General features: G+C 70.4%; 17 protein-coding genes and 1 tRNA gene. 9 read left to right on the forward strand and 9 right to left on the reverse strand.

Annotated elements, in window-relative coordinates; translation table 11 throughout:
- Window positions 1-8: 8 nt before the first annotated feature.
- From rsfS to ACWDRB_RS37570, 7 genes are all read left to right on the forward strand, one after another.
- Window positions 9-404: a ribosome silencing factor gene (gene rsfS / locus ACWDRB_RS37540; protein ID WP_080046168.1), complete on the forward strand. Its 396-nt coding sequence runs from the start codon at window positions 9-11 to the stop codon at window positions 402-404.
- A gap of 34 nt (window positions 405-438) precedes the next feature.
- Window positions 439-1,068, forward strand: a complete 630-nt coding sequence (locus tag ACWDRB_RS37545) for a histidine phosphatase family protein (RefSeq protein WP_449901912.1) — start codon at window positions 439-441, stop codon at window positions 1,066-1,068.
- Window positions 1,069-1,181: 113 nt separating this feature from the next.
- Window positions 1,182-1,254, forward strand: a tRNA-Ala gene (locus tag ACWDRB_RS37550).
- A gap of 191 nt (window positions 1,255-1,445) precedes the next feature.
- Window positions 1,446-1,697 carry a hypothetical protein gene (locus tag ACWDRB_RS37555; RefSeq protein WP_449901915.1) on the forward strand — a complete coding sequence of 84 codons (252 nt, stop codon included), beginning with the start codon at window positions 1,446-1,448 and terminating at the stop codon, window positions 1,695-1,697.
- Window positions 1,694-2,122, forward strand: a complete 429-nt coding sequence (locus ACWDRB_RS37560) for a type II toxin-antitoxin system VapC family toxin (RefSeq protein WP_363966558.1) — start codon at window positions 1,694-1,696, stop codon at window positions 2,120-2,122. Before ACWDRB_RS37555 ends, ACWDRB_RS37560 begins: the two co-directional genes overlap by 4 nt.
- Before the next feature lie 88 nt (window positions 2,123-2,210).
- Entirely contained in the window at window positions 2,211-2,582 is a 372-nt protein-coding gene (locus ACWDRB_RS37565; protein ID WP_449901918.1) for a hypothetical protein, read from the forward strand.
- Between the two features lie 200 nt (window positions 2,583-2,782).
- Window positions 2,783-3,565 (forward strand): glycerophosphodiester phosphodiesterase, encoded by a 783-nt coding sequence (locus ACWDRB_RS37570; protein ID WP_355205009.1) that lies wholly within the window; start codon window positions 2,783-2,785, stop codon window positions 3,563-3,565.
- Between the two features lie 41 nt (window positions 3,566-3,606).
- Here the strand turns inward: ACWDRB_RS37570 and ACWDRB_RS37575 are convergent, their stop codons facing one another.
- The 5 genes from ACWDRB_RS37575 to ACWDRB_RS37595 all read right to left on the reverse strand — a co-directional run bounded on the left by ACWDRB_RS37575 (window position 3,607) and on the right by ACWDRB_RS37595 (window position 8,983).
- The gene (locus tag ACWDRB_RS37575) at window positions 3,607-4,893 is read right to left on the reverse strand and encodes an HEXXH motif domain-containing protein (protein WP_449901922.1); all 1,287 of its coding nucleotides are present in this window, start codon (window positions 4,891-4,893) and stop codon (window positions 3,607-3,609) included.
- Complete coding sequence (locus ACWDRB_RS37580; RefSeq protein ID WP_449901924.1) at window positions 4,890-6,086, reverse strand: FxsB family cyclophane-forming radical SAM/SPASM peptide maturase; 1,197 nt, start codon at window positions 6,084-6,086, stop codon at window positions 4,890-4,892. Before ACWDRB_RS37580 ends, ACWDRB_RS37575 begins: the two co-directional genes overlap by 4 nt.
- Window positions 6,087-6,135: 49 nt before the next feature.
- A complete protein-coding gene (locus tag ACWDRB_RS37585; RefSeq protein ID WP_449901926.1) occupies window positions 6,136-7,785 on the reverse strand; it encodes a tetratricopeptide repeat protein in 1,650 nt (549 codons plus the stop codon).
- On the reverse strand, window positions 7,782-8,693 hold the full coding sequence (locus ACWDRB_RS37590) for an SIR2 family NAD-dependent protein deacylase (RefSeq protein ID WP_449901929.1): 912 nt from the start codon (window positions 8,691-8,693) through the stop codon (window positions 7,782-7,784). The genes ACWDRB_RS37585 and ACWDRB_RS37590 overlap by 4 nt, the downstream gene beginning before the upstream one ends.
- Before the next feature lie 122 nt (window positions 8,694-8,815).
- On the reverse strand, window positions 8,816-8,983 hold the full coding sequence (locus tag ACWDRB_RS37595) for a hypothetical protein (protein WP_185078173.1): 168 nt from the start codon (window positions 8,981-8,983) through the stop codon (window positions 8,816-8,818).
- A 110-nt stretch (window positions 8,984-9,093) separates the two neighbouring features.
- Between ACWDRB_RS37595 and fxsT the strand changes: the two genes are divergently transcribed.
- Entirely contained in the window at window positions 9,094-11,649 is a 2,556-nt protein-coding gene (fxsT, locus tag ACWDRB_RS37600; RefSeq protein WP_449901932.1) for an FxSxx-COOH system tetratricopeptide repeat protein, read from the forward strand.
- 12 nt (window positions 11,650-11,661) lie between these two features.
- Here fxsT and ACWDRB_RS37605 read toward each other — a convergent pair whose 3' ends face one another.
- A complete protein-coding gene (locus ACWDRB_RS37605) occupies window positions 11,662-12,327 on the reverse strand; it encodes a 4'-phosphopantetheinyl transferase family protein (protein ID WP_449901935.1) in 666 nt (221 codons plus the stop codon).
- 17 nt (window positions 12,328-12,344) lie between these two features.
- The gene (locus ACWDRB_RS37610; protein WP_449901937.1) at window positions 12,345-13,307 is read right to left on the reverse strand and encodes a helix-turn-helix transcriptional regulator; all 963 of its coding nucleotides are present in this window, start codon (window positions 13,305-13,307) and stop codon (window positions 12,345-12,347) included.
- A 63-nt stretch (window positions 13,308-13,370) separates the two neighbouring features.
- On the opposite strand from ACWDRB_RS37610, the gene ACWDRB_RS37615 reads away from it, so the two are divergent.
- On the forward strand, window positions 13,371-14,525 hold the full coding sequence (locus ACWDRB_RS37615; protein WP_449901939.1) for an epoxide hydrolase family protein: 1,155 nt from the start codon (window positions 13,371-13,373) through the stop codon (window positions 14,523-14,525).
- A gap of 42 nt (window positions 14,526-14,567) precedes the next feature.
- On the opposite strand, the gene ACWDRB_RS37620 is transcribed toward ACWDRB_RS37615, so the two are convergent.
- Window positions 14,568-18,308 carry a S8 family peptidase gene (locus tag ACWDRB_RS37620; protein WP_449901942.1) on the reverse strand — a complete coding sequence of 1,247 codons (3,741 nt, stop codon included), beginning with the start codon at window positions 18,306-18,308 and terminating at the stop codon, window positions 14,568-14,570.
- 153 nt (window positions 18,309-18,461) lie between these two features.
- The gene (locus ACWDRB_RS37625; RefSeq protein ID WP_449901945.1) at window positions 18,462-19,775 is read right to left on the reverse strand and encodes an extracellular catalytic domain type 1 short-chain-length polyhydroxyalkanoate depolymerase; all 1,314 of its coding nucleotides are present in this window, start codon (window positions 19,773-19,775) and stop codon (window positions 18,462-18,464) included.
- Window positions 19,776-19,830: the final 55 nt, after the last annotated feature.

Here is a 19,830-nt window from a genome sequence, read left to right on the forward strand (position 1 = left end):
CCCGCATCGTGACCGCATCCGACAGATCCGTCCAGCTCGTGCGCATCGCCGCGGAAGCCGCGGCGGACAAGCTGGCCGATGACATCCTCGCATACGACGTGAGCGAACAGCTCGTCATCACCGACGCCTTCCTGCTCTGCTCCGCCACCAACGACCGCCAGGTACGCGCCATCGTCGACGAGATCGAGGAGCGGCTGCGCACCGAGGCCGACGCCAAGCCCGTGCGCCGAGAGGGCGAGCGCGAGGGCCGCTGGGTGCTGCTCGACTACATCGACATCGTCGTGCACGTCCAGCACGAGGAAGACCGCACGTTCTACGCGCTCGAGCGCCTGTGGAAGGACTGCCCGGCCATCTCGCTGCCGGAGAGCGTCATGCAGGCCAACCTCCAGCGGGCACGCGCGTGAGCGGGCTCCCCCATCTCGAGTCCGAGCGTTCCGCATGAGCAAGAGGATCGTCTGCCTCCGGCACGGGCAGACCTTGTGGAACGTCGAGCAGCGATTCCAGGGACACTCCGACATCCCCCTCGACGAGACCGGCATAGCGCAGGCCGCCAGGGCGGCGTCGTTGCTGGCCTCCCTGCGGCCCACCCTGGTCGTCTCGTCCGATCTCCAGCGCGCCAACGACACGGCGCTGGCGCTCGCGCGGGTCGTCGGGCTGGATGTGAGCGTGGACAAGGACCTCCGCGAGCGCGGGGGCGGCGAATGGGAAGGGCTCACGCGCGACGAGATCGCGTCGCGCTGGCCCGAGGAATACGTGGCCTGGGAGGCGCCGGGTGGAGAGCCCGTCGCCGACGTGGCCACCAGAGTGGCCGGCGCCATGCGCCGCTGGGCGGCCAAGCTCGACGACGACGGCCTGCTGGTCGTGGCCTCCCACGGGGCCGCGCTGCGGCTCGGGATCTGCGAGCTGCTCGGGCTGCCCGAGTCGCTCTGGCCGGCGCTGGGCGGGCTGGGCAACTGCTCGTGGTCGGTGTTGCAGGAGGGGCGCAGGGGATGGCGGTTGCTGGAGCACAACGCCGGGACGCTGCCTGAGCCCGTCCGCAGCGACGACCGGCCGGAGGCCGAGGCATAGCGAGTTCGTACGGCTCGGGGGCCGTACGACCAGCGCGCTCCGATTAGGCGAATCGGCGCGGATGGCTATATGCTCTCGGAGCGCCGCAACGGGTGGACTCGGAGCGGTGACCAGGGGCTATAGCGCAGTTGGTAGCGCGCCTCCATGGCATGGAGGAGGTCTGGGGTTCGAATCCCCATAGCTCCACAAGCGGATTCGATCAGCGGCGGTGTCCTTCAGGGCATCGCCGTTTTTTGCGTGTTTGGGGCAAGGCCTGGTCAATGATGCCCGTGCTGAGAGTGGACACCGCAAACGATCATGGTGCCGTACTATGGCGTGGTACGCCGAGGTACGATTGAGCCATGGATGCTCCAATACCTCGTTCGACCGAGGTGAGCGTGCGCCAGTTCGTCAACGACTCTGGTGGCGTCACGCGCGGCCTGCGTGAGGGAAAGCGGTACATTCTGACGCTCAACGGCGAGCCGCTCGCCGAAGTGAAGCCGATCAAGCGTCGCCGGTTCGTTCCCACAGCTGAGGCGCAGGCCGTGTTCGCCACCGCCCCGGCTATTGACTGGGACGAGGTACGGGCTGATCTGGACGCGATGATCGATGACGAGCTACGCGATCCGCTCGACGGGACCGGCCTGTGACCCGGCATGAGCGAGGCGTTCTCGACACGAACATCGTGGCTGCTTTCAAGCTCTTCGATCCCGCCGAACTGCCCGCAGAGTCGGCGATCACCGCAGTCACGCTTGGCGAACTGTCACGTGGGCCGTATGCCACCGATGATCCGGTCAAGCGTGCGGGAAGGGTCGCGGTGCTCCAGTATGCCGAGGCGGCGTTCGGTGATCCGCTGCCGTACGACGCCGAGGCGGCCCGCGTGTTCGGGCAGATCTGTGCCGTCGTGTACATGCAAGGTCGACAGCCACGAAGCCGGACCGCCGACCTGATGATCGCCGCAACGGCCGCCGGTAACGGGCTGCCGTTGTTCACCGCGAACCCCAAGGACTTCGACGGCCTGGAACGGCTTGTGAACGTGGTCGCTGTGACACGACCTCACGGCGCGACGGGCTAGCCTCGATGAAAGAAGCCCGGCTTCCGTGATGGAGCTGGGCTTTTTTGCTGTTTAGGCTTGATCGCTGTGGGCGCCGGGATGGCGGGAGATGCTGCTTCCGGGCGTCCTGGTCGTCGTGCAGATCCTGCTCTGGGCACCGCACGTCCCAGGGCTTCTCCTGGCCGCGAGCACGGTGATCGCCTTCGCCGCCCTCAGCTGCCGTCGTCTCGCACCCGCGTGGGCCCTCGGCGGCACGCTGCCGGCGGCGGTGCTGGGCATCGGCACGATGGGTGGCGCTCTGGTGGCGGTGCTGGTCGTCCTTCATCCGCCGGCCGTGCGCCGTACGGCCGGGTTCGCCGCGGCCGGGGGCGTCTGCGCCGTCCTGGTCGTGATCGGGACGGCCCTTGCCGCCGGCGCGCCGGTGAGGACCGTCGCGGGACTCGCTGTCCAGGCCGCGGGCCTGGCGGCGTCGTCTGGGTGATGGGCCGGTCCCGGCGGCGCGGACAGACCCGCAGGGCCGCTGCCGCCGCGTATCGCGAGCTCCTCGTCGGTGCCTCGCCTGGCCGCGCGAACGCGGGTCACGCCATCGCGGGCGGCCGACCCGAGGCCTGCACCCGCCTCCTGCGGACCTTCCTGACCGAACGGTAGTGTGCGGGAAAACATGATCGAAAGGTATGAACCTTGGCAGCCTCCCTCGTCGCGTTAGCGCTTGCCTCGTTGCTCACCGCTCCGTCCTCCGCACTGCCCGCGTGCCCGCTGATCTTCGGGCACGGCGGCTACCCCACGGGCGCCAACGCCTGGGAGCGGGACCAGGTGCGTCAGCCCAACAACCCCACGGCCATCCGCCGCTACCAGTCCTGGGGCGCGTCAGGCGTCGAGGCCGACCTGCAGCTCACCAAGGACGGCACCAAGGCCGTCATGTGGCACAACACCTCTACCTGGGGCCTGACGGGCACGAAGAAGAACATCACCGACATCTGGTGGGCGGCGGGCGACACCGCGCTCAAGGGCCGGACCATCAACCGCGGCATCTTCGAGGGCGAGACCGTCTACACCTTCCGCGAGTGGCTGGCCGAGATGAAGAGCGCCGGCATGATCGGGCTGGTCGAGATCAAGCCGGAGGCCCGGCAGTCGCTGCTCAGCTCCAACGCCGCGATCAAGGCGCGGGCCTGGGCCGAGGTGCTCGACCCGGTCAAGGAGCGCTACCAGTCGCAGGAGATCATCCTGTACTCCCACAACAGCGAGATCGCCGCCGAGCTCAGGAGCCGGGTGAGCGCCGCGGGCATGACCAAGGTGCTGAGCGGCGGGCCCATCTGGCCGGAGGTCACCAAGTGGGAGGAGCCGCCCCCCTCGTGGACGCTGAACGAGAGCGCGTGGCAGGGGGCGCTCGATCGCGGCGCCAAGCGGGTGGCCACCGACTACACGCCCCAGTTCAACGCGTGGCTGAAGGGGAAGTGCCAATGACCCGGTGACGGGTCCGGCCTTCGGTGTCGTCCGGTGGCCGATCAGTTGAGGGCGCCGTTGCGGGCCTGCCAGCGGGTCCGGTGGCGCTCGGCGGCACCCTCGGCCAGGGCCGTCGCCGCGGCGGGCACCGGCTCGGCGGCCCAGGAGCCGAGCCGGCTCTCCATCCGGTCCACGAAGGTCACCCCGTGCTCCGTCAGCCGGCCGCTGCTCAGGAGGGTGCGGGTGACCAGGTGGGCCGCCGCCCGCCAGCGGGCGAACTCGGCGCTCGCGCGGATCTCGTCCTCGCCCGACTCGTGCTGCCGCTGCCGCCGCCAGAAGTCCGTCACGCCCAGGTACGCGTACGCGCCCTGGAGCAGCCCGCCGGCGGGCCTGGGGTCCTCGCGCCAGGGCGCGTAGTAGCGGGAGCCGTCGTCGGGTTCGGTCAGCGGCACGATGTCGAGCAGGGCCGAGAGCTTGGCGTGCTGGGCCTCGTGGGTGAGGGTCTCCGCCAGCGTGCGGGGGTCCGGCGGGTCGGAGAGGGCGATGCAGCCGTAGGCGTCGCGCGAGGAGGCGCTGGACGAGCCCGTCGAGGGGGCGGTCAGCGGCGTGAGGACCGTGATGCCGGCCGACACCTCCTCGGCGATCGGCTCGTGGTGGCTCACCAGGAGCTGCCAGGATTCGTCCAGGAGGCGCTGCCAGCGGGCCGCCTCCGCGTCCGTGAGCCGCCCGTGCAGATCGGTCGCCCCCGGCAGCCGGTGCGGGTCCAGATCGTCGATGAGCACGTTCAGGCTTCTGCCCCGGGACTCGGCGGAGAGGGCGCGCAGCCGCTGCCAGCCGGGGGCGTCGTCGCGGATCTCGACCACCAGGTCGCCCGCGCTCACCTCCGCGCCCTCCGGCCAGCAGTGCACGGTCGCCATGGTCACGCCGCCGGGGAAGGCGACCTGCCCCAGCGACGGCAGCATGGCCCTGCCGGCGAAGACCGGAACGTCCACCTCGCACGTCGTACGGGCGTGGATGGCCGCCGCCGCGGCCAGGGCGGCCAGCTGCTCCGGCGAGCGCCGGGAGCGGATGGCGTGGCGGGCCCAGGCGCCGACCGACGGGTGCTGCAGAACCCTGCCGACCGCCTCCGGATGGCTCGTCTGGAGCGTGGCGAGCAGGTCGTAGGCGCGGCGCGTCCGCGCCCAGGAGGTGTGGCCCAGGTCGCGGGCCACGTCCAGGACACCCCTGATGAGCAGCAGGTGCTTGCTGTATTGGGCGGCCTTGAGCCGCCGCACGGCGCTGCCGCCTCCGCCGCCGTTCGCGAGGGCGTCGAACGCGTCCGCCGGGATCCGGTGGTCAGTGAGGTTCATCGGGGATCCTTAGTACGGCGACGGACGTCGGCCTGCACGGTCCGGCCGACGTGCTTGATCAGGCGCAGCAGGTCGGCGCAGTAGACCGAGGGGTTGTGGAAGCCGTTGCCCGCTCTGTAGCGGTGGGCGAACAGGCCGCCACCGCAGATCATGCCCACCTCGCACGCGGCGCACTCCGGCGCGGGGTCGAGGCGGGCGATCTGGCGGGCGGCGGTGAAGGGCAGGAGCAGGAGGTCGTCGAAGGAGTCGCGTGCCACGTGCAGCCCGGTGCTCCCGGCGCCCTCGAACGCCGACTTGAGCAGGTCGGACTGCTCGATCTCGCCGTCGGTCTCGATCACGATCATGGCCGCGGGCGAGAGGCCGATCTGCTCGGTGGCCGACTCCCCGCCGAGGAGCAGGTGGATGATCTCGTCGAACAGCCGGACGCGGGTGCCGTGGGACGGGTTGGCGTACCACTGGTCGAAGACGGTCGCCAGCCAGGTCGCGTACGGGGTGTCCGGCGAGCCGGGGACCCTGCCGGGCGGCGGCTCGGACCAGTTGCCGTGGGGGAGCAGGAAGTCGATCAGCGGCGGGTCGAAGCCCAGGAGGGCGGTGTAGGTGCCCAGGGGGTCGTTGCGGAGATCGACCGTGCACAGCAGCCCGTGGAACAGGTGCCGGAAGTCCTCGGACGTGAGGAGCTCCAGCGCGGCGGCCACCCGGTGGTAGCTGCCGCGGCCGTCGGTGGTGCGGCGGGAGCGGTCGTGGTCGGCCTGCCCGCCGTCGAGGCTGACCCCGACACCGATCTCCAGCTCGTCGAAGAGCCTCAGGAAGCGCGCGTCGAGGAGCGTCGCGTTGGTCTGCACGCTGACGTCCACGCGGACCGGCACGGCGGACCTGACGACGCCCACGAGGTCGCGGATGTCGTCGTGGCCGGCCAGGAGCGGCTCACCGCCGTGCAGGATCACGTCGACGCTGTCGAGATCGTGCGCCTTGGCATGTTCGGCGATCCTGCCCGCGGTGGCCTCGACCGTTTCCCGAGACATACGTTTTGGGCGAAATCTCCAGCTTTGATCCGCCATTTCGTACATGTAGCAATATGTGCATGACAAATCACATCTGCTATGTACTTTCAGGATGAACTGCCGGAACGGCGTCGGCCGCCAGCCGCGGACCAGCAGCGCGTCGACGTCCAATGTCGCTGGCCACTCTGACACCGCGGATCAGCCTCCACATTGAGACTTGCGAGGTGCCCAGCATATGACGTCATTCTGATAGTCGAAGCATCTCGTTGGCCCTGTCGAGCGCCTCGTCGGTGAGCAGGGGAAAGATGCCGTGAACCACGGCCGCGGCGGCTCGGGGAGTGCCCGAACGGTGAAATGCCTCCGCTAGTGCCATTTGTGCGGATATGTCGTTCGGTGCGAGGGTCACTGCCGCGTTGATCTGCTCGATCGCTCGGGTGAGATCCCCATGGGCCAGGTGCCAGCGGCCGTCGATGGTGAGCGCGCGGGCGACGCCGTCGAAGCGCCCGCGCTCGGCGTACAGGCTCACCGCCTCGTCGCAGTAGCGGCGTACCTGCTTGACGTCGCCCTGGGCGAGCGCCGCGTCGGCGTGGATCTCGGCGACCTCGGCCCGCACCCAGGAGTCGTCGGGCTCAGCCGCGTGCCTGGCCTCGTCGGCGAGCCGGGCGGCGAGCGGCCAGTTGCGCTGGGCCCGCGCCGTGCGGGCCGCCTCCAGGTAGGTCGCGGGCGAGCCGCGGTGCGAGACCGGGCCGATGAGCCGGTCGTGGGCCAGCTCGTACCAGCGGCTGCCCATGCGGTGCTCGCCGCGCAGGATGTGCCGGTCATCGAGGGCGCGGGCCACGGCGTTGGGCATGCCCATGGTCTGCTCGACGCCCTCGTACGCGATGTTGCGGGTGCCATGGTCGGTGATGAACGTACGGCGCAGCCAGAGCAGCAGCTCCCCCACGGGGACGTCGAACTCGCGCGCCACCTCCCCGACCGCGCGCTTGAAGAAGTCGAACAGGAACTCCTCGACCACCGCGTACACCTGCACGTGCTCCTCGCCGATCTCCGTCACCTCGTCGGGCAGCGAGTCCCACAGCGCGGAGCAGACCACCTGGAGCTGGACCGGCTCCACCAGATCCAGCTCGACGGTGGACGGGTTGCCCCACGCGTCCTTGACGGTGGCCGAGCGCAGCTCGCCGACCAGGAGCCGGGTGGCGGCGCTCGTGATGGTCCTGGACGTGCGGTCCAGCGGCCGCTCCACGGCCTGCCTCGCCGCCTCGGGGGAGAGCGGCTGCAGGTGGAAGCGGGCCCGTGAGCCCTGGCCGAACGGGCGCTCGTAGGGCAGGACGAGGAACAGGTACTCCTCGCGGAGCGACAGCAGGAGGTGCAGGCTGGGGTGGTCGCGCATGGCCCGTACGAGCTGGTCGACGAGCTCCTTGCGGTCGCGCTGGCGGGCCAGGTCGCTGTGGAACAGGGTCTCCGCCTGGTCGATGGCGGCCAGGACGGGCAGCGGGTCGCCGTACTCGTCCTCGCGCCCGGGGCGCTCGGTCAGGAAGCGCGTGATGGTCAGGCCCGCCAGCGAGCCGGGCGAGGCGTCCGGAGCCCAGGCCGACAGCAGCGCCATGACGTACGGGTTGCCGCCCGCGATCGGGAGCGGGGTGTGCGGCGAGATCCTGGCGACGGGCAGCACGTCGGCCCGCTCCGGATCGATCCTGGGCAGCACGCCCGCGTTGAGCAGCGAGGTCTTGCCCACGCCGGAGGCGCCGTAGAGCACGGTCAGCCCGGCCGCCCGCCAGAGCGTGGCGATCTCCCGCGACTCCTGCTCCCTTCCGTGGAACAGGTGGCTGTCGGCACGGCCGAAGGGGCGCAGCCCGACGAACGGCCGGCCGGCGGGATCGGTCACGGTCATAGCGGCGTCCTCGCATTCCAGTCGAGCAGTTCCTTGAAGAACGCGGACGTGGTGCCGACGTAGATCGAGATCTTCAGATCGGCGTAATAGCTCTTCAGGTATTCGCCGGCCAGATTCTCCGCGTCGGTCAGCGACGTGTTCAGCTCCGGCAGGAGTTGCACGCTGATATGCCGGCGCTGCCGGGTGGAGGGAATGGATTTGATCAGCCCGTGGAAGAGCACCCGGAAGTTCCAGTCCTGGAGGCTGTAGCCGAGGAAGAGCAGCGGGCTCGAGGTCATGGCGTCGAGCACCGGATCGGGAATCGGGAGGAGCTGGCGGCCGTTCGCGTCGTCGACGTCGCGCAGATTGAGGAGATACTGCACGTAATCGTTCTCGGTCAGCACGATGGAGGAGGGGTCGTCCCAGTTCCCGTGCAGATGATAGATCAGCGGGTGGTCGGGATCGGGGTCGGGCACGACGGCCCGCTTCGTCGGCTCCCACCACGTCGACCTGCACACATTCGGGGTCCGCGGACCTTTGCGGCAGTGCTGTAAAGCCTGGAGCATGAAGTCGTCGTAGTTGGTGGTGAGAAAAGTCTTGATCGGGAACTCGGCCAGCACCGTGTGCGGGTCGAGCGGGTCGGCGGCGCCCGCCGCGCGCTGTTTCAGGTATGCGCAGACTTCCACTTTGAGATCAGTGGGATCGTTATGCACGTGAGCCGCGTACTGCATCACGTGCGCGAGATTTCCGTGGTCGGCGAACGGAAAGCCGTACTCCTTCGCGAAGTGCTTGCTGAGCTCCTTGCCGGTCGGAAGTCGCCCATAGCAGGCGCCCGCCCCGAGAAGCGGGGTACAGTCGCCTCTGCGGAGCTGTCTGACCAATCGCACCCAGTCCGCTTCGTTCACGCGCCACCCCACCGGCAGGACCATTCTTGTGCTGAGGAGTATATGACCCGGGACCGATGGAAATATGTGAATGTTTTCGGGCTGGCCTAAATGTGGGGGAAGTGCCGGCCCGCAGGTCAGGCGTGGCGGCCGACCCGCGGGCTGACTCAGATGGAAGACTGGAATTTGGCCACGGGCGTCACGCCGGTCTCGTCGAGAAGGCGGTCTATGGCGTCCTTCAACCGGGAGTCGTCGATGTCTTTGAGCTCCTCCAGGGTGCGCCCGCTGACATCAATGAGCCCACCGCCGTACCCCTGCACTGCTTCCTTGTTCATCGCTCTCCCTGGACCTGATGGATCTAGCGGATCCTATCTATCTCTGGCTTCAATATGCTGTCTATGCTTGTCTCAGCTGACGTGACGACCGGCCGACTCGAGGCGATATCGTGACAAATTCGCACTCGCAACACGATTCCGGCCATGCGCCGTCCGTATGGGGCAAAGTCCCCCAGCGGAACAAGAACTTCACGGGTCGGGACGACCTCATCGAGAAGCTGCGTACGGGGCTCCAGTCCAAGGTCACTGCCGTCCTCCCCCAGGCACAGGACCAGTCTCAACCCGCGCCGCACGCTCTGCAAGGACTCGGCGGCGTGGGCAAGTCGCAGCTCGCGATCGAGTACGCCCACCGCTTCAGGCACGCCTATGACCTGGTGTGGTGGGTGCCGTCGGCGCAGACGATGCTGGTGAAGTCGTCGCTGGCCGGGTTGGCCCGGGAGCTGCATCTCAAGGTCGGTCCCCACAGCGTCGAGGACGCGGCCGAGGCGGCGCTGGACGCGCTGCGGCGCGGCGACCCGTACCGGAACTGGCTGTTGATCTTCGACAACGCCGAGACCCTGGACATCAACGACATCGTCCCGCGCGGCCCCGGCCACGTGCTGATCACCTCCCGCAACCACAGCTGGCAGGGCGTGGTCGACACCCTTCCCGTGGACGTGTTCGAGCGCGAGGAGAGCGTCGCGTTCCTGGTCAAGCGGGTGGGGCGGGCGATCGACCACGAGCAGGCCGACCGGCTGGCCGAGGCCCTCGGCGACCTGCCGCTGGCCCTGGAGCAGGCGGGCGCGCTGCAGGCCGAGTCGGGGATGTCGACCGATGAATATCTGCGGCTGCTGAAGAGGCAGACGACCCGGCTCCTGGGCGCCAACAAGCCGTCCGACTACCCGCTGTCGATGACGGCGGCCTGGGCCACCTCGGTGTCGCAGCTCAAGGCCAGGCTGCCCGACGCGGTCGAGCTGCTGCGCTGCTTCGCGTTCTTCGGGCCCGAGCCGATCCCACGCGACCTGCTGGACGAGCTGCCCGAGGAGTACGCGGCCGGATCCAAGATCGCTGGCCTGCTGGCCGACCCGATCCAGCTCAGCCAGGTCATCCGGGAGCTGGGCAGGTACGCCCTGGTGCGGATCGACTCGGAGAGCCGTACGGTCCAGGTGCACCGGCTGGTCCAGGCGCTGCTGCGCGACGAGCTCGACGGCGACGAGGCCGACGCCTTCCGCCGCGAGGTCCACCTCCTGCTGTCGGCCTCGGTGGCCGACTACGAGCCGGACGACACCACGGCCTGGCCCCGCTACGCCAACCTCCTGGGCCACATCACCACGGCCGACGTCAAGGGCAGCCGCGACCCCAACGTCCGCAAGTTCGCGCTCAACATCATCCGCTACGTCTACACCTCGGGCGACTTCGCGTCGGCCCGCGAGCTGGTGCAGGAGTTCCTGGAGGCCTGGCGGGAGGACGGCGGCGAGGACGACCGCCACGTGCTCACCGCCCAGCGCCACTACGCGATCATCATCCGCGAGCTGGGCAGCATCGACGAGTCGTTCGAGCTGAACAAGGCCCTCATGGAACGGATGCGGCGCGTGCTCGGCGAGGGCGACGAGGAGACCCTGCTGCTCACCAACAGCCACGGCGCCGACCTGCGCAACCGCGGCGAGTTCGCGGAGGCGCGGGAGCACGACCAGGAATCGCTGAGCCGGCACGAGGCGGTCTTCGGCCGCTCGCACCGCCGCACCCTGCGCGCCATGAACAACCTCGCCCTCGACCACCTGCTGCTCGGCGACTACAAGGAGGCGCAGACCCTGCACGCGCGCGTGCTCAAGCTGCAGCGGCAGGCCGGGTCGGGCGCCAGCCGCGCCAACGTGCTCTCCTCGATGAACAACCTCGCCCGCGTCGTACGTCTCCAGGGCCGCTACCGTGAGGCCTGCGACCTCGGCCAGGACGCCTACGACTTCGGTCTCCAGGAGCTGGGCCAGGAGCACCCCTGGACGCTGCGCTGCTCCAAGGACCTGTCGATCGCCAAACGCCGGGCGGGCCTCATCGAGGAGGCGCTCGAACTCGCCGACCGCACCTTCGAGGTGCAGAAACGCGGCACCAGCATCGACCACCCCGACACCCTGGCCGCCGCCCTCTGCCTGGCCAACGCCCAGCGGGCGGCCGATCAGGTGGACGACTCGCTGCGGCTGCTGCGGGACATCGTCTCCAGGTTCGCCAGCATGTACGGCGACGACCACCCGTTCAAGTACGGCTGCGACAGCAACTTCGCCCTGCTGCTGCGGGTGAGCGGCAGCAAGGAGCAGGCCCGGGAGATCGACGAGGCGGCGCTGGCCGGGTTCGACCGGCGGCTCACGCGCAAGCACTACTTCTCCCTGACCTGCGCCATCAACCTCGCCAGCGACCTGGCCGAGGTGGGGCTGCACGAGGAGGCGCGGGTGCTCGGGGAGCAGACCCTGCTGGACCTGCGGGCCCTGTTCGGCGACGACCACCCGGTGACGCTGGCCGCCGGGGCCAACCTCGTCGTCGACCTGCTCGCCACGGGGGCCACGGAGGAGGCGGCGGCGCTGCGCGAGGACGTGCTGGATCGCTACGACCGGGTGCTCGGCCCCAACCATCCCGACGTGCTGGTGTCCCGCCAGGGCAACCGCCTCGACTTCGACTTCGACCCACCCGTCCTCTAGCCAGGGCCCGGGCTAGGCGGAGGGGGCGGGGACCGCGATCGCCGTCACGATCAGGCCGCCGCTCACCAGCCAGCGGCCCTCGAAGCGGGTCGGCCAGCCCGGGCCGTGGACCGCGATCTCGGCGGCGAAGGTCCCGAACCCGGCCGGCGGGTCCGGTGAGGGGGATGGGGAGGTGGTGAAGGCGACCGTGGCGTCCAGGAAGCCGAGCCACTGGCCCGTCAGCGGGTGCCACGCCTTGTAGATCGCTTCCTTGGCGCTGAACAGCAGGCGGCCCGGGTCCGGGATGTCCAGGAGGTCCAGGGCGGCGGCTTCCGCGGGGGTCGCGGTTCGTTCCAGGACGCCGCGGGGCATCGGGAGGTGGGGTTCGGCGTCGATGCCGATCGACAGGGCGCCGCGCGCCACCGCCGCCGCCCGGTAGCCCGCGCAGTGCGTGATGCTGCCCACGACCCCGGGCGGCCAGGCGGGAGCGCCGCGGTCGCCGCGGAGGACGGGGCGGGGGGCCACGCCGAGCCGCCGTAGTGCCAGGTGGGCGCAGTGACGGGACGTACGGAACTCGCGCCGCCTCTTGTCCGCCGAGTCCGAAACGAGGGCTTCCTCCTCAGGGAAGAGCGTGATGTCCGGCGGGTCGCCGAAGAGCTCGGCGGTGGCGACCCACGAGGGCAGGATCTCATCGAGCATGGTGAACGCATTATCGTTCACGGTCTCGGCCGGGTCGCCCGGGCGAAGCGGTCGGTGAGGGCGCGGATGCGGTCGAGGAGTTCGGGCGGGTCGAGGACTTCGAAGTCGAACCCGGTGAGTCCGACATAGAGGGCGATCTCGTCGAGCGAGTCGGATCCCGTGTGCAGCAGGCAGGTGTGCTGGTCGATCGCCTCTATCCGGCCCGCCGTGGGGGACATGCCGGCGGCCGCCCGCTCGGCGGAGGTGTGGAGCAGGATGCGGGCCTGATGGCGGTACGGAGCCGACGCGACGGACTCGGAGACGTAACCCGCGACGTCCTCGGCCGGAGCCGGGCGCGGGGTGAACCGCGGGCCGGAGGACGGCCGGCTCTCGATGCGGTCGACCCGGAAGGTCCGCCAGTCCTCGCGGCCGGTGTCCCAGGCCACGAGATACCAGCGGCGGGGGGTGTGCACGAGCCGATGGGGCTCGACGACGCGGGTGCTCGCCGTCTCGTCGCGGCTGCGGTAGGCGAAGCGCAGGCGATCATGATCGCGGCAGGCGGCGGCGATCGTGGTCAGCGTCTCCGGGTCCACCGTCGGCCCGGTGCCGGGCAGGGAAACGGTGACCGATTGCAGCGCCTCGACCCGGCGGCGCAGCCTGGACGGCAGCACCTGTTCGAGCTTGAGCAGCGCGCGTACCGACGTCTCCTCGATCCCCGCGACGGTGCCGACCGCGGCGCCACGGAGTCCGACGGCGACCGCCACGGCCTCCTCGTCGTCGAGCAGCAGCGGCGGGAGGGCCGCACCGGCGCCGAGGCGGTAGCCGCCCGCCGTGCCCGACGTGGATCCCACCGGATAGCCGAGGCTGCGCAGCTTGTCGATGTCGCGCCGGACGGTTCGTACGTCGACGTCCAGGCGCTCGGCGAGGTCGGCGCCGGACCAGTCGCGTCGCAGCTGAAGCAGCGACAGGAGCCGGAGCAGGCGCGCTGAGGTCTCCAACACAGTTCTCAGTCTGACGCCCCTTGAGGACAGTAATCGTCCGCAAGGCGAATTAACGTCTGGCCCATGCACACCGAGAGCACCGAAATCCGGCCGTTCCGCATCGATATCCCGCAGGCCGACCTGGACTCCCTGCGGGACCGGCTGGCGCGTACCCGCTGGCCCGACGAGCTGCCCGACGTCGGCTGGACCTACGGCGTCCCCGTCGGCTACCTGAAGGGGCTGGCCGAGTACTGGCGGACCTCCTACGACTGGCGCGAGCACGAGAAGAGGCTCAACGACTTCCCGCAGTTCACCACCACGATCGACGGACAGAACATTCACTTCCTGCACGTCCGCTCGCCCGAACCGGACGCGCTGCCGCTGATCATCACCCACGGGTGGCCGGGTTCGATCGTGGAGTTCATGGACGTGATCGGGCCGCTCACCGACCCCCGTGCGCATGGCGGCGACCCGGCCGACGCGTTCCACGTCATCGCCCCGTCCATCCCCGGGTTCGGCTTCTCCGGGCCGACGCGTGAGACAGGATGGGACATGTCCCGGATCGCCCGTGCCTGGGCGGAGCTGATGAGCCGGCTCGGCTATCAGCGGTACGGCGCCCAAGGCGGCGACACCGGCTCCGTGGTCTCTCCAGAGCTGGCCCGCATCGACTCCGAGCACGTCGTGGGCGTCCACGTCAACGGCAGCCTCGGATTCCCCACCGGGGATCCGGCGGAGCTGGCCGCCCTGAGCGAAGCCGAGCAGGAGCGGCTCGCCCGCCTGCAGCGGCAGATGGAGGAGGGCGCCGGGTACGCGACCATCCAGTCGACCCGTCCGCAGACACTGGGATTCGGGCTCGCCGACTCGCCGGTCGGGCAGCTCGCCTGGATCGTCGAGAAGTTCAAGGAGTGGACCGATCCGGCCGCCGAGCTCCCCGAGGACGCCGTCGATCGCGACCTGCTGCTCACCAACGTCAGCGTCTACTGGCTGACCGGTACGGCCACCTCGTCCGCCCGCCTCTACAAGGAGGGCAGGGCCGCTTGGGGGCGGCCGGCGACACGCTCCGAGGTGCCCGCCGGGGTGGCGGTGTTCCCCGGCGACTTCGGAGTCCGCTCCATCGCCGAGCGTGACAACAACGTCGTCCACTGGTCGGAGTTCGAGCGCGGCGGCCACTTCGCGGCGATGGAGGTCCCCCGGCTCCTGGTCGGAGACGTGCGGACGTTCTTCCGCGGCCTCCGGTGACAACCGTGGCGTCACGGCTGTCACCGGAGAGCCCGATCGGTGTTATCTGAGGGCGTAGGCCCGGTTGACGGTCTGGGTGGTCGAGCCGCCCGCCGTGTCCGACGCCGTGACCCGCAGCGACACGAACCCGCTGGTCTGCGCCAGGGCGGGATGCGCCAGCTCCACGCGGAACCGCCCGTCGCCGTGCTTCCTGACCCGCGTCGCGGCCCGCCAGGTGGCCCCGTCGTCGACCGAGAACTCGACCGTGACCTGGTTGACGGCGGCCGCCCGGCGCACGGCCGAGTGCGCGCCGGCGCGCAGGTCGAACGCGAACGGCTCCCCGGCCGGGGCCCGGTTCAGCAGGTCGAGGGGCAGGTCGTAGGTGACCTGGACGGCCGGCTGGAACGCGCACCCCGCCCCGAACGAGCACGCGTACCCCCGGGGAGCCCCCGAGGACGGCGGCGGGGAGGAGGCGAAGCGCGCGCTGGTCGTGACCTTGCCGGACAGGGTGCGTCCCGAGGTGTCCACGGCTTCCACACGGTAGGCCCCGGGGGCCCCGGTGAAGAATCGGGGGCGCCAGCCCTGCGAGGCCAGCTCCTGATCGGCCGCGAACAGCCGGGGCGCCGAGGTGACCGGGCTCAGGTCGCTGTAGTGACGGGGGTCGGAGTCGCGCCACTGCTCGAAAGGTACGAACCGGTCGGAGTCCCGGCACAGCGCGCACGGCACCTTGACCGGGTACCCCGACGGCACGTCCGCGGCGCCAGGCACCAGCGGCGCCTTGAACCACTGCTCGGAGACCCGCCGGTCGTCACCGGCGAACCGGTCGTCGGAGTGCAGGACCAGCCCGTCGTTCGTGATCGTGCGGGACCACACGACGTCGTCGGACACGGGCCCGAAGTACTCGGTCCGGGTGAGCGGCATCCGCAGCGACCCGCCGTACGCCATCCGCCCCGGCTCCTCGCCGGCCGTCGACTCGCCGTACTCCCAGCCGCTGGTGTCCGGTTTGTCGGCGTGGTAGGCGGCGTCGATCCGTACCAGCCGCCCCATGTCGACCTTGACGGGCCGCGCGGGCACCCGGCCGCGTGAGTCGAAGCGGAGGTGGTAGATCGCGCCCGGCCCCGCGTACGGCTCAAGCCGCAGCGACACCGGCCCCTTGGCCAGGGCGGACCGCAGCGAACGCCCCTCGGCGGCGTCCAGCCCCAGCCGCAGGGACCAGCCCTGTGGCACGCGGGCCCGCCCGCCGTCCACGTCGAGGAAGCCGATGACGCCCGCCGCGCCGCGCAGGGAGGCCTCGCGGCCGGCGTCGTCCATCTGGACGCTCGCGTTGACGTAGCCGCTCTCGACCGGGATCCCGACGAGCACGATCTTGCCGGAGACCTCCACCCCCGAGAAGTCCTCCGGCCGCCCCCTTCCGACCGAAACGACGGGGTAGGACGTGGTGGAGGTCAGCCTGCGCTGGGCCTCCACGTCGTACGCGGGATGCAGGGCCAGCCCGCCCGCGGTGGCCGAGGTGAGCACGGGGGGCTCCAGGTTCCACTGGTGCGACAGCCGCACCTTGCCCGCCTTCACCGAGGACACCGGCGTGACGAACAGCTGCTGCCCGCCGCCCTGTACCCCGCCGTACAGCGAGACCGGCTGGTTGCGGTCGGTGAACGTGCGCACGTAGTACGCGTTCCCGCCCCCGTCCAGCGCCTTCGGCGTCCTCGGCCGGATCGGCGCCGTCCTGCGCGCGTCCAGGGTGACGGTCCGGTCCCCGTCGAGGTGGACGTTCTCGATCACCCAGCTCGTACGGTTGCTGATCCGGGTCTCGTTGGCGACGCCGATCACCTCGTAGTCCCCGGCGGGCAGGGAGAACTCGCCGTTGCCCGAATAGTCGGTACGCAGGTAGTAGTACCCGTACGGGTTGAACGGGTCCTCCGGGCTGTTCGCCCGCTTCAACGGGATCGCGTACACCAGGGGCTCGGCCTGGTAACCGGGGAAGAACTCCTTGGTCCCGTACGAGTTGACCAGCGACACCCCCAGCCGATGCGTGGCGGGACCCGTGTAGTAGCTGAACGGCGTCACCAGCCGCACGTCGCCGCCGCTCGCCGTCACCCAGCCCCCGTACGCGCCGATCGGGCCGGCCGACGGGTCGGCGGTGAGGGAGACGGTGGCGGTGCCGTTCGCGGGCACGGTGACGCTCTGCGCGCCCAGCTTGACCGCCTTGTCCGGCGCGGGCCTGCCGCTCCAGCCGCGGGTGACGAGCGAGACGGCCAGCGTGACGGGCTCGGAGCCGAGGTTGCGGTACGTGACCTGCCTGGTGGCGGGCTTGCCGAGGAGCCGGAAGTCCACCACGGAGGTGGCGAACACGCTCTGGGTGACGGCGCGGGCCACGTCCACCCGGCCGCTGCCCTGCTCGAACCAGTTGTGCCCGTCGTTGCGCACGGCCGTCGAGGTCAGCGCGTCGCGCAGTTCGGCGGCCCGCCAGCCGGGATGCTGCTGGGCCAGGATCGCGGCGGCCCCGGCGACGTGCGGGGTGGCCATGGAGGTACCGCTGAAGGTCGTGTACTTGTCGTCGCCCGGGATGCCGGGCAGCGAGGAGTCGGCCGAGCGCGCGGCGACGATGTCCACGCCGGGGGCGACGATGTTCGGCTTGACGGCGGCGTCGTCCAGCCGCGGCCCCTTGCTGGAGAAGTCGGCCAGGGTGGTGCCGGTCTCCTTGTCCACCGCGCCCACGGCCAGCGCCTCGTCGGCCGCGGCCGGGACGCTCACGGTGAGCGGGTCCTCCTCGTTCCCGGCGGCCGTCACGAAGAGCGTGCCGTACTTCTTCGTGAGCTCGTTCAGCGCCTGGCTCATCGGGTCGGTGCCGTTGCCGCAGCAGGAGCCCAGGCTCATGTTGACCACGTCGGCGCCCTGCGCGGCGGCCCACTCCATGCCGGAGATGGCCCACGACCAGTCGCCCTGGCCGTTGTCCGCGAGGATCTTGCCGACCAGCAGGGACGCGGCCGGCGCCACGCCCTTGTACGTCGGGCCGGCGCCCGCGATCGTCGAGGCGACGTGCGTGCCGTGTCCGACCTTGTCGGCGATGCCGGCGGAGTCGGAGAAGTTCTCGCCGGCGAGGATGCGTCCGGCGAAGTCGGGGTGGGCGGCGTCGATCCCGGTGTCGAGGACGGCGACCTTGACCCCCTTGCCGTCGAACCCGCGCTCCCACCCGGCCGGCGCGCCGATGAGGGGCACGCTCTTGTCGAGCGAGGCCCGCGTCTTGCGGTCCAGCCAGATCTTGGAGATCGCGCCGCCGGTCAGTCTGGCGCCGGTGTCGAGCCCGGCCCAGAAGTCGTCGGCCCGGTCGGCGCGTACCGTGAGCGCGGCGCCGTTGACGCTGTCGAGCACCCGTACGTTCTCGCCGGCCGTCAGGGACCGGGCGGATCTGGCGAGCGCGGCGGGGGCGGGGTCGCCCGGGTAGGTGACGAGCAGCGGGATCGCCTCGACGCGCCGGTCCCGCGCCAGCGTCTCGACGTCGAACAGCTCCTCGTCCAGCGTCCCGGCGGCGACCATGGGAGCCGCGTCGGAGGGCAGGACCAGATATCCGCCGTCCTTGCCGGGCAGCGTGGCGAACGTGACGTCCGCGCCGTCGGGCCTGGGCGCCGGCCTGATGGCGATGGAGGGGACGCCGCCCTGCGACGGCGCGTACTCGACGACGTCTCCGGTGATGAGGGTGAGAGTGACCCGGGCCGGCTGGGTCTCAGCGGGCTCGGCGACCGCGGCTGCCGCCTGGTGGAGCGGCGCGAGTCCGGCGGCGAGCACGAGCGCCGAGCCCGATAACACCGCCGATAACCGCGTGTGAAATTTGGACAAGTTGTGCCCTTTCGGTTGAGCGAGAGCACTTTCGGGAGCGCTCCCAAATTCTCCGAGAAGGGCCAGTATCCATCAGATGATCACACCGGGCTCAGGGGGGTCCGAGCCCGGTGGATCGAGCGGTCAGGTGCAGGTGGCGCCGTTGAGGGTGAAGGCCGGCGGCTTGGACGTGTTCCCTGTGTGGGTGGCCTGGAAGCCGAACGAGGCGGACGCGCCCGGGGCGACCGTGCCGTTGTAGCTGACGTTCCTGGCCGTGACCTGGCCGCCCGCGGGCGAGATCGTGGCGTTCCACGCGGAGGTGACGCTCTGGCCCGCGGGGAGCGTGAAGGTCAGCGCCCAGGAGGTGAGCTGGCTGGTGCCGGTGTTGGTGATCGTGACCTCGGCCGTGAAGCCGGTGTTCCAGGAGTTCATCGCGTACGTGACCCGGCATGCCCCGGTCCCGGGCGTCGGAGTCGGAGTCGGGGTCGGGGTCGGGGTCGGGGTCGGGGTCGGGGTCGGCGTGGGCCCGCCGCCGCCCTGGTCAAGGCCGAAGAACGCGATCGCCGCGGCGGCCATCCCGCTCATCGGGACGTTGTGGCCGACGCCCTGGAGGCTGATCGCCTCGACGGGGGGCGTCGTGCCGGTGCCGCCGTACCTGGTCCTGTTCCAGCCGGACCGCGGCTGGTCGGTGCTGCTGGGCGTCTGGCTCAGGCCGTGGACGTTGGTCCACTGCTTGATCTCCTCCTGGAAGTTCGGGTACTGCAGCGTGGTGTCCGCGGTGCCGTGCCACACCTGCATGCGCGGGCGGGGGCCGCTGTAGCCGGGGTACGCGCCGCGTACGAGGTCGCCCCACTGCTGCGGAGTCTTGCTGACCTGGCCGTTGGCGCAGGCGCTGTTCCACATCGACCCGTCCGTGGTGGCGAAGCAGGCGAACGGCACCCCGGCGAACGCGGCTCCGGCCTTGAAGACGTCGGGGTAGTCGCCCAGCAGCACGTTCGTCATCATGGCGCCCGACGAGGCCCCGGTCACGAAGGTGCGGTCGGGGTCGGTGCTGTAGCGCTGCTGCACGTACCTGACCATCGAGATGATGCCCACCGGGTCGCTGCCGCCGTCGTGCCGCAGCGCCTGCGGCGAGGAGACGTCGAAGCAGGAGCCGCTCCTGGTCGCGGACGGGTAGATCACGATGAACTTGTACCGGTCGGCCAGCGAGGCGAACTCCGTGCCGGAGTAGAAGGCCGGACCCGATCCCGTGCAGTAGTGCACGGCGACCAGGAGAGGTGGTCGGGTCCCGACGCCGTCCGGGACGTACAGGTGCATGCGCAGGTTTGTCGGGTTAGTGCCGAAGCCGGTCACCTCCGTCAGCTGTGCCGACGAGGCCGGTGGCGCGGTGATCAGCCCCGCGACGATGAGCGTCACGGCGGCGATCAAGGCACCCACGATCCGAGCTCTCACGTTCATCGGGTTCCTCTCGTTCGCCTGAAACATTGCGAGTGTGAAGAGAAACTTTCGCCAA

It is taken from the genome of Nonomuraea sp. NPDC003707 (assembly GCF_053587055.1).

Coding starts and splice junctions, on each gene's coding strand:
- ACWDRB_RS37545 (WP_449901912.1), top strand. CDS start 439: ATGAGCAAGAGGATCGTCTGCCTCCGGCACGGGCAGACCTTGTGGAAC.
- ACWDRB_RS37565 (WP_449901918.1), top strand. CDS start 2,211: ATGCTGCTTCCGGGCGTCCTGGTCGTCGTGCAGATCCTGCTCTGGGCA.
- ACWDRB_RS37575 (WP_449901922.1), bottom strand. CDS start 4,893: ATGAACCTCACTGACCACCGGATCCCGGCGGACGCGTTCGACGCCCTC.
- ACWDRB_RS37585 (WP_449901926.1), bottom strand. CDS start 7,785: ATGACCGTGACCGATCCCGCCGGCCGGCCGTTCGTCGGGCTGCGCCCC.
- ACWDRB_RS37590 (WP_449901929.1), bottom strand. CDS start 8,693: ATGGTCCTGCCGGTGGGGTGGCGCGTGAACGAAGCGGACTGGGTGCGA.
- ACWDRB_RS37595 (WP_185078173.1), bottom strand. CDS start 8,983: ATGAACAAGGAAGCAGTGCAGGGGTACGGCGGTGGGCTCATTGATGTC.
- ACWDRB_RS37605 (WP_449901935.1), bottom strand. CDS start 12,327: ATGCTCGATGAGATCCTGCCCTCGTGGGTCGCCACCGCCGAGCTCTTC.
- ACWDRB_RS37615 (WP_449901939.1), top strand. CDS start 13,371: ATGCACACCGAGAGCACCGAAATCCGGCCGTTCCGCATCGATATCCCG.
- ACWDRB_RS37625 (WP_449901945.1), bottom strand. CDS start 19,775: ATGAACGTGAGAGCTCGGATCGTGGGTGCCTTGATCGCCGCCGTGACG.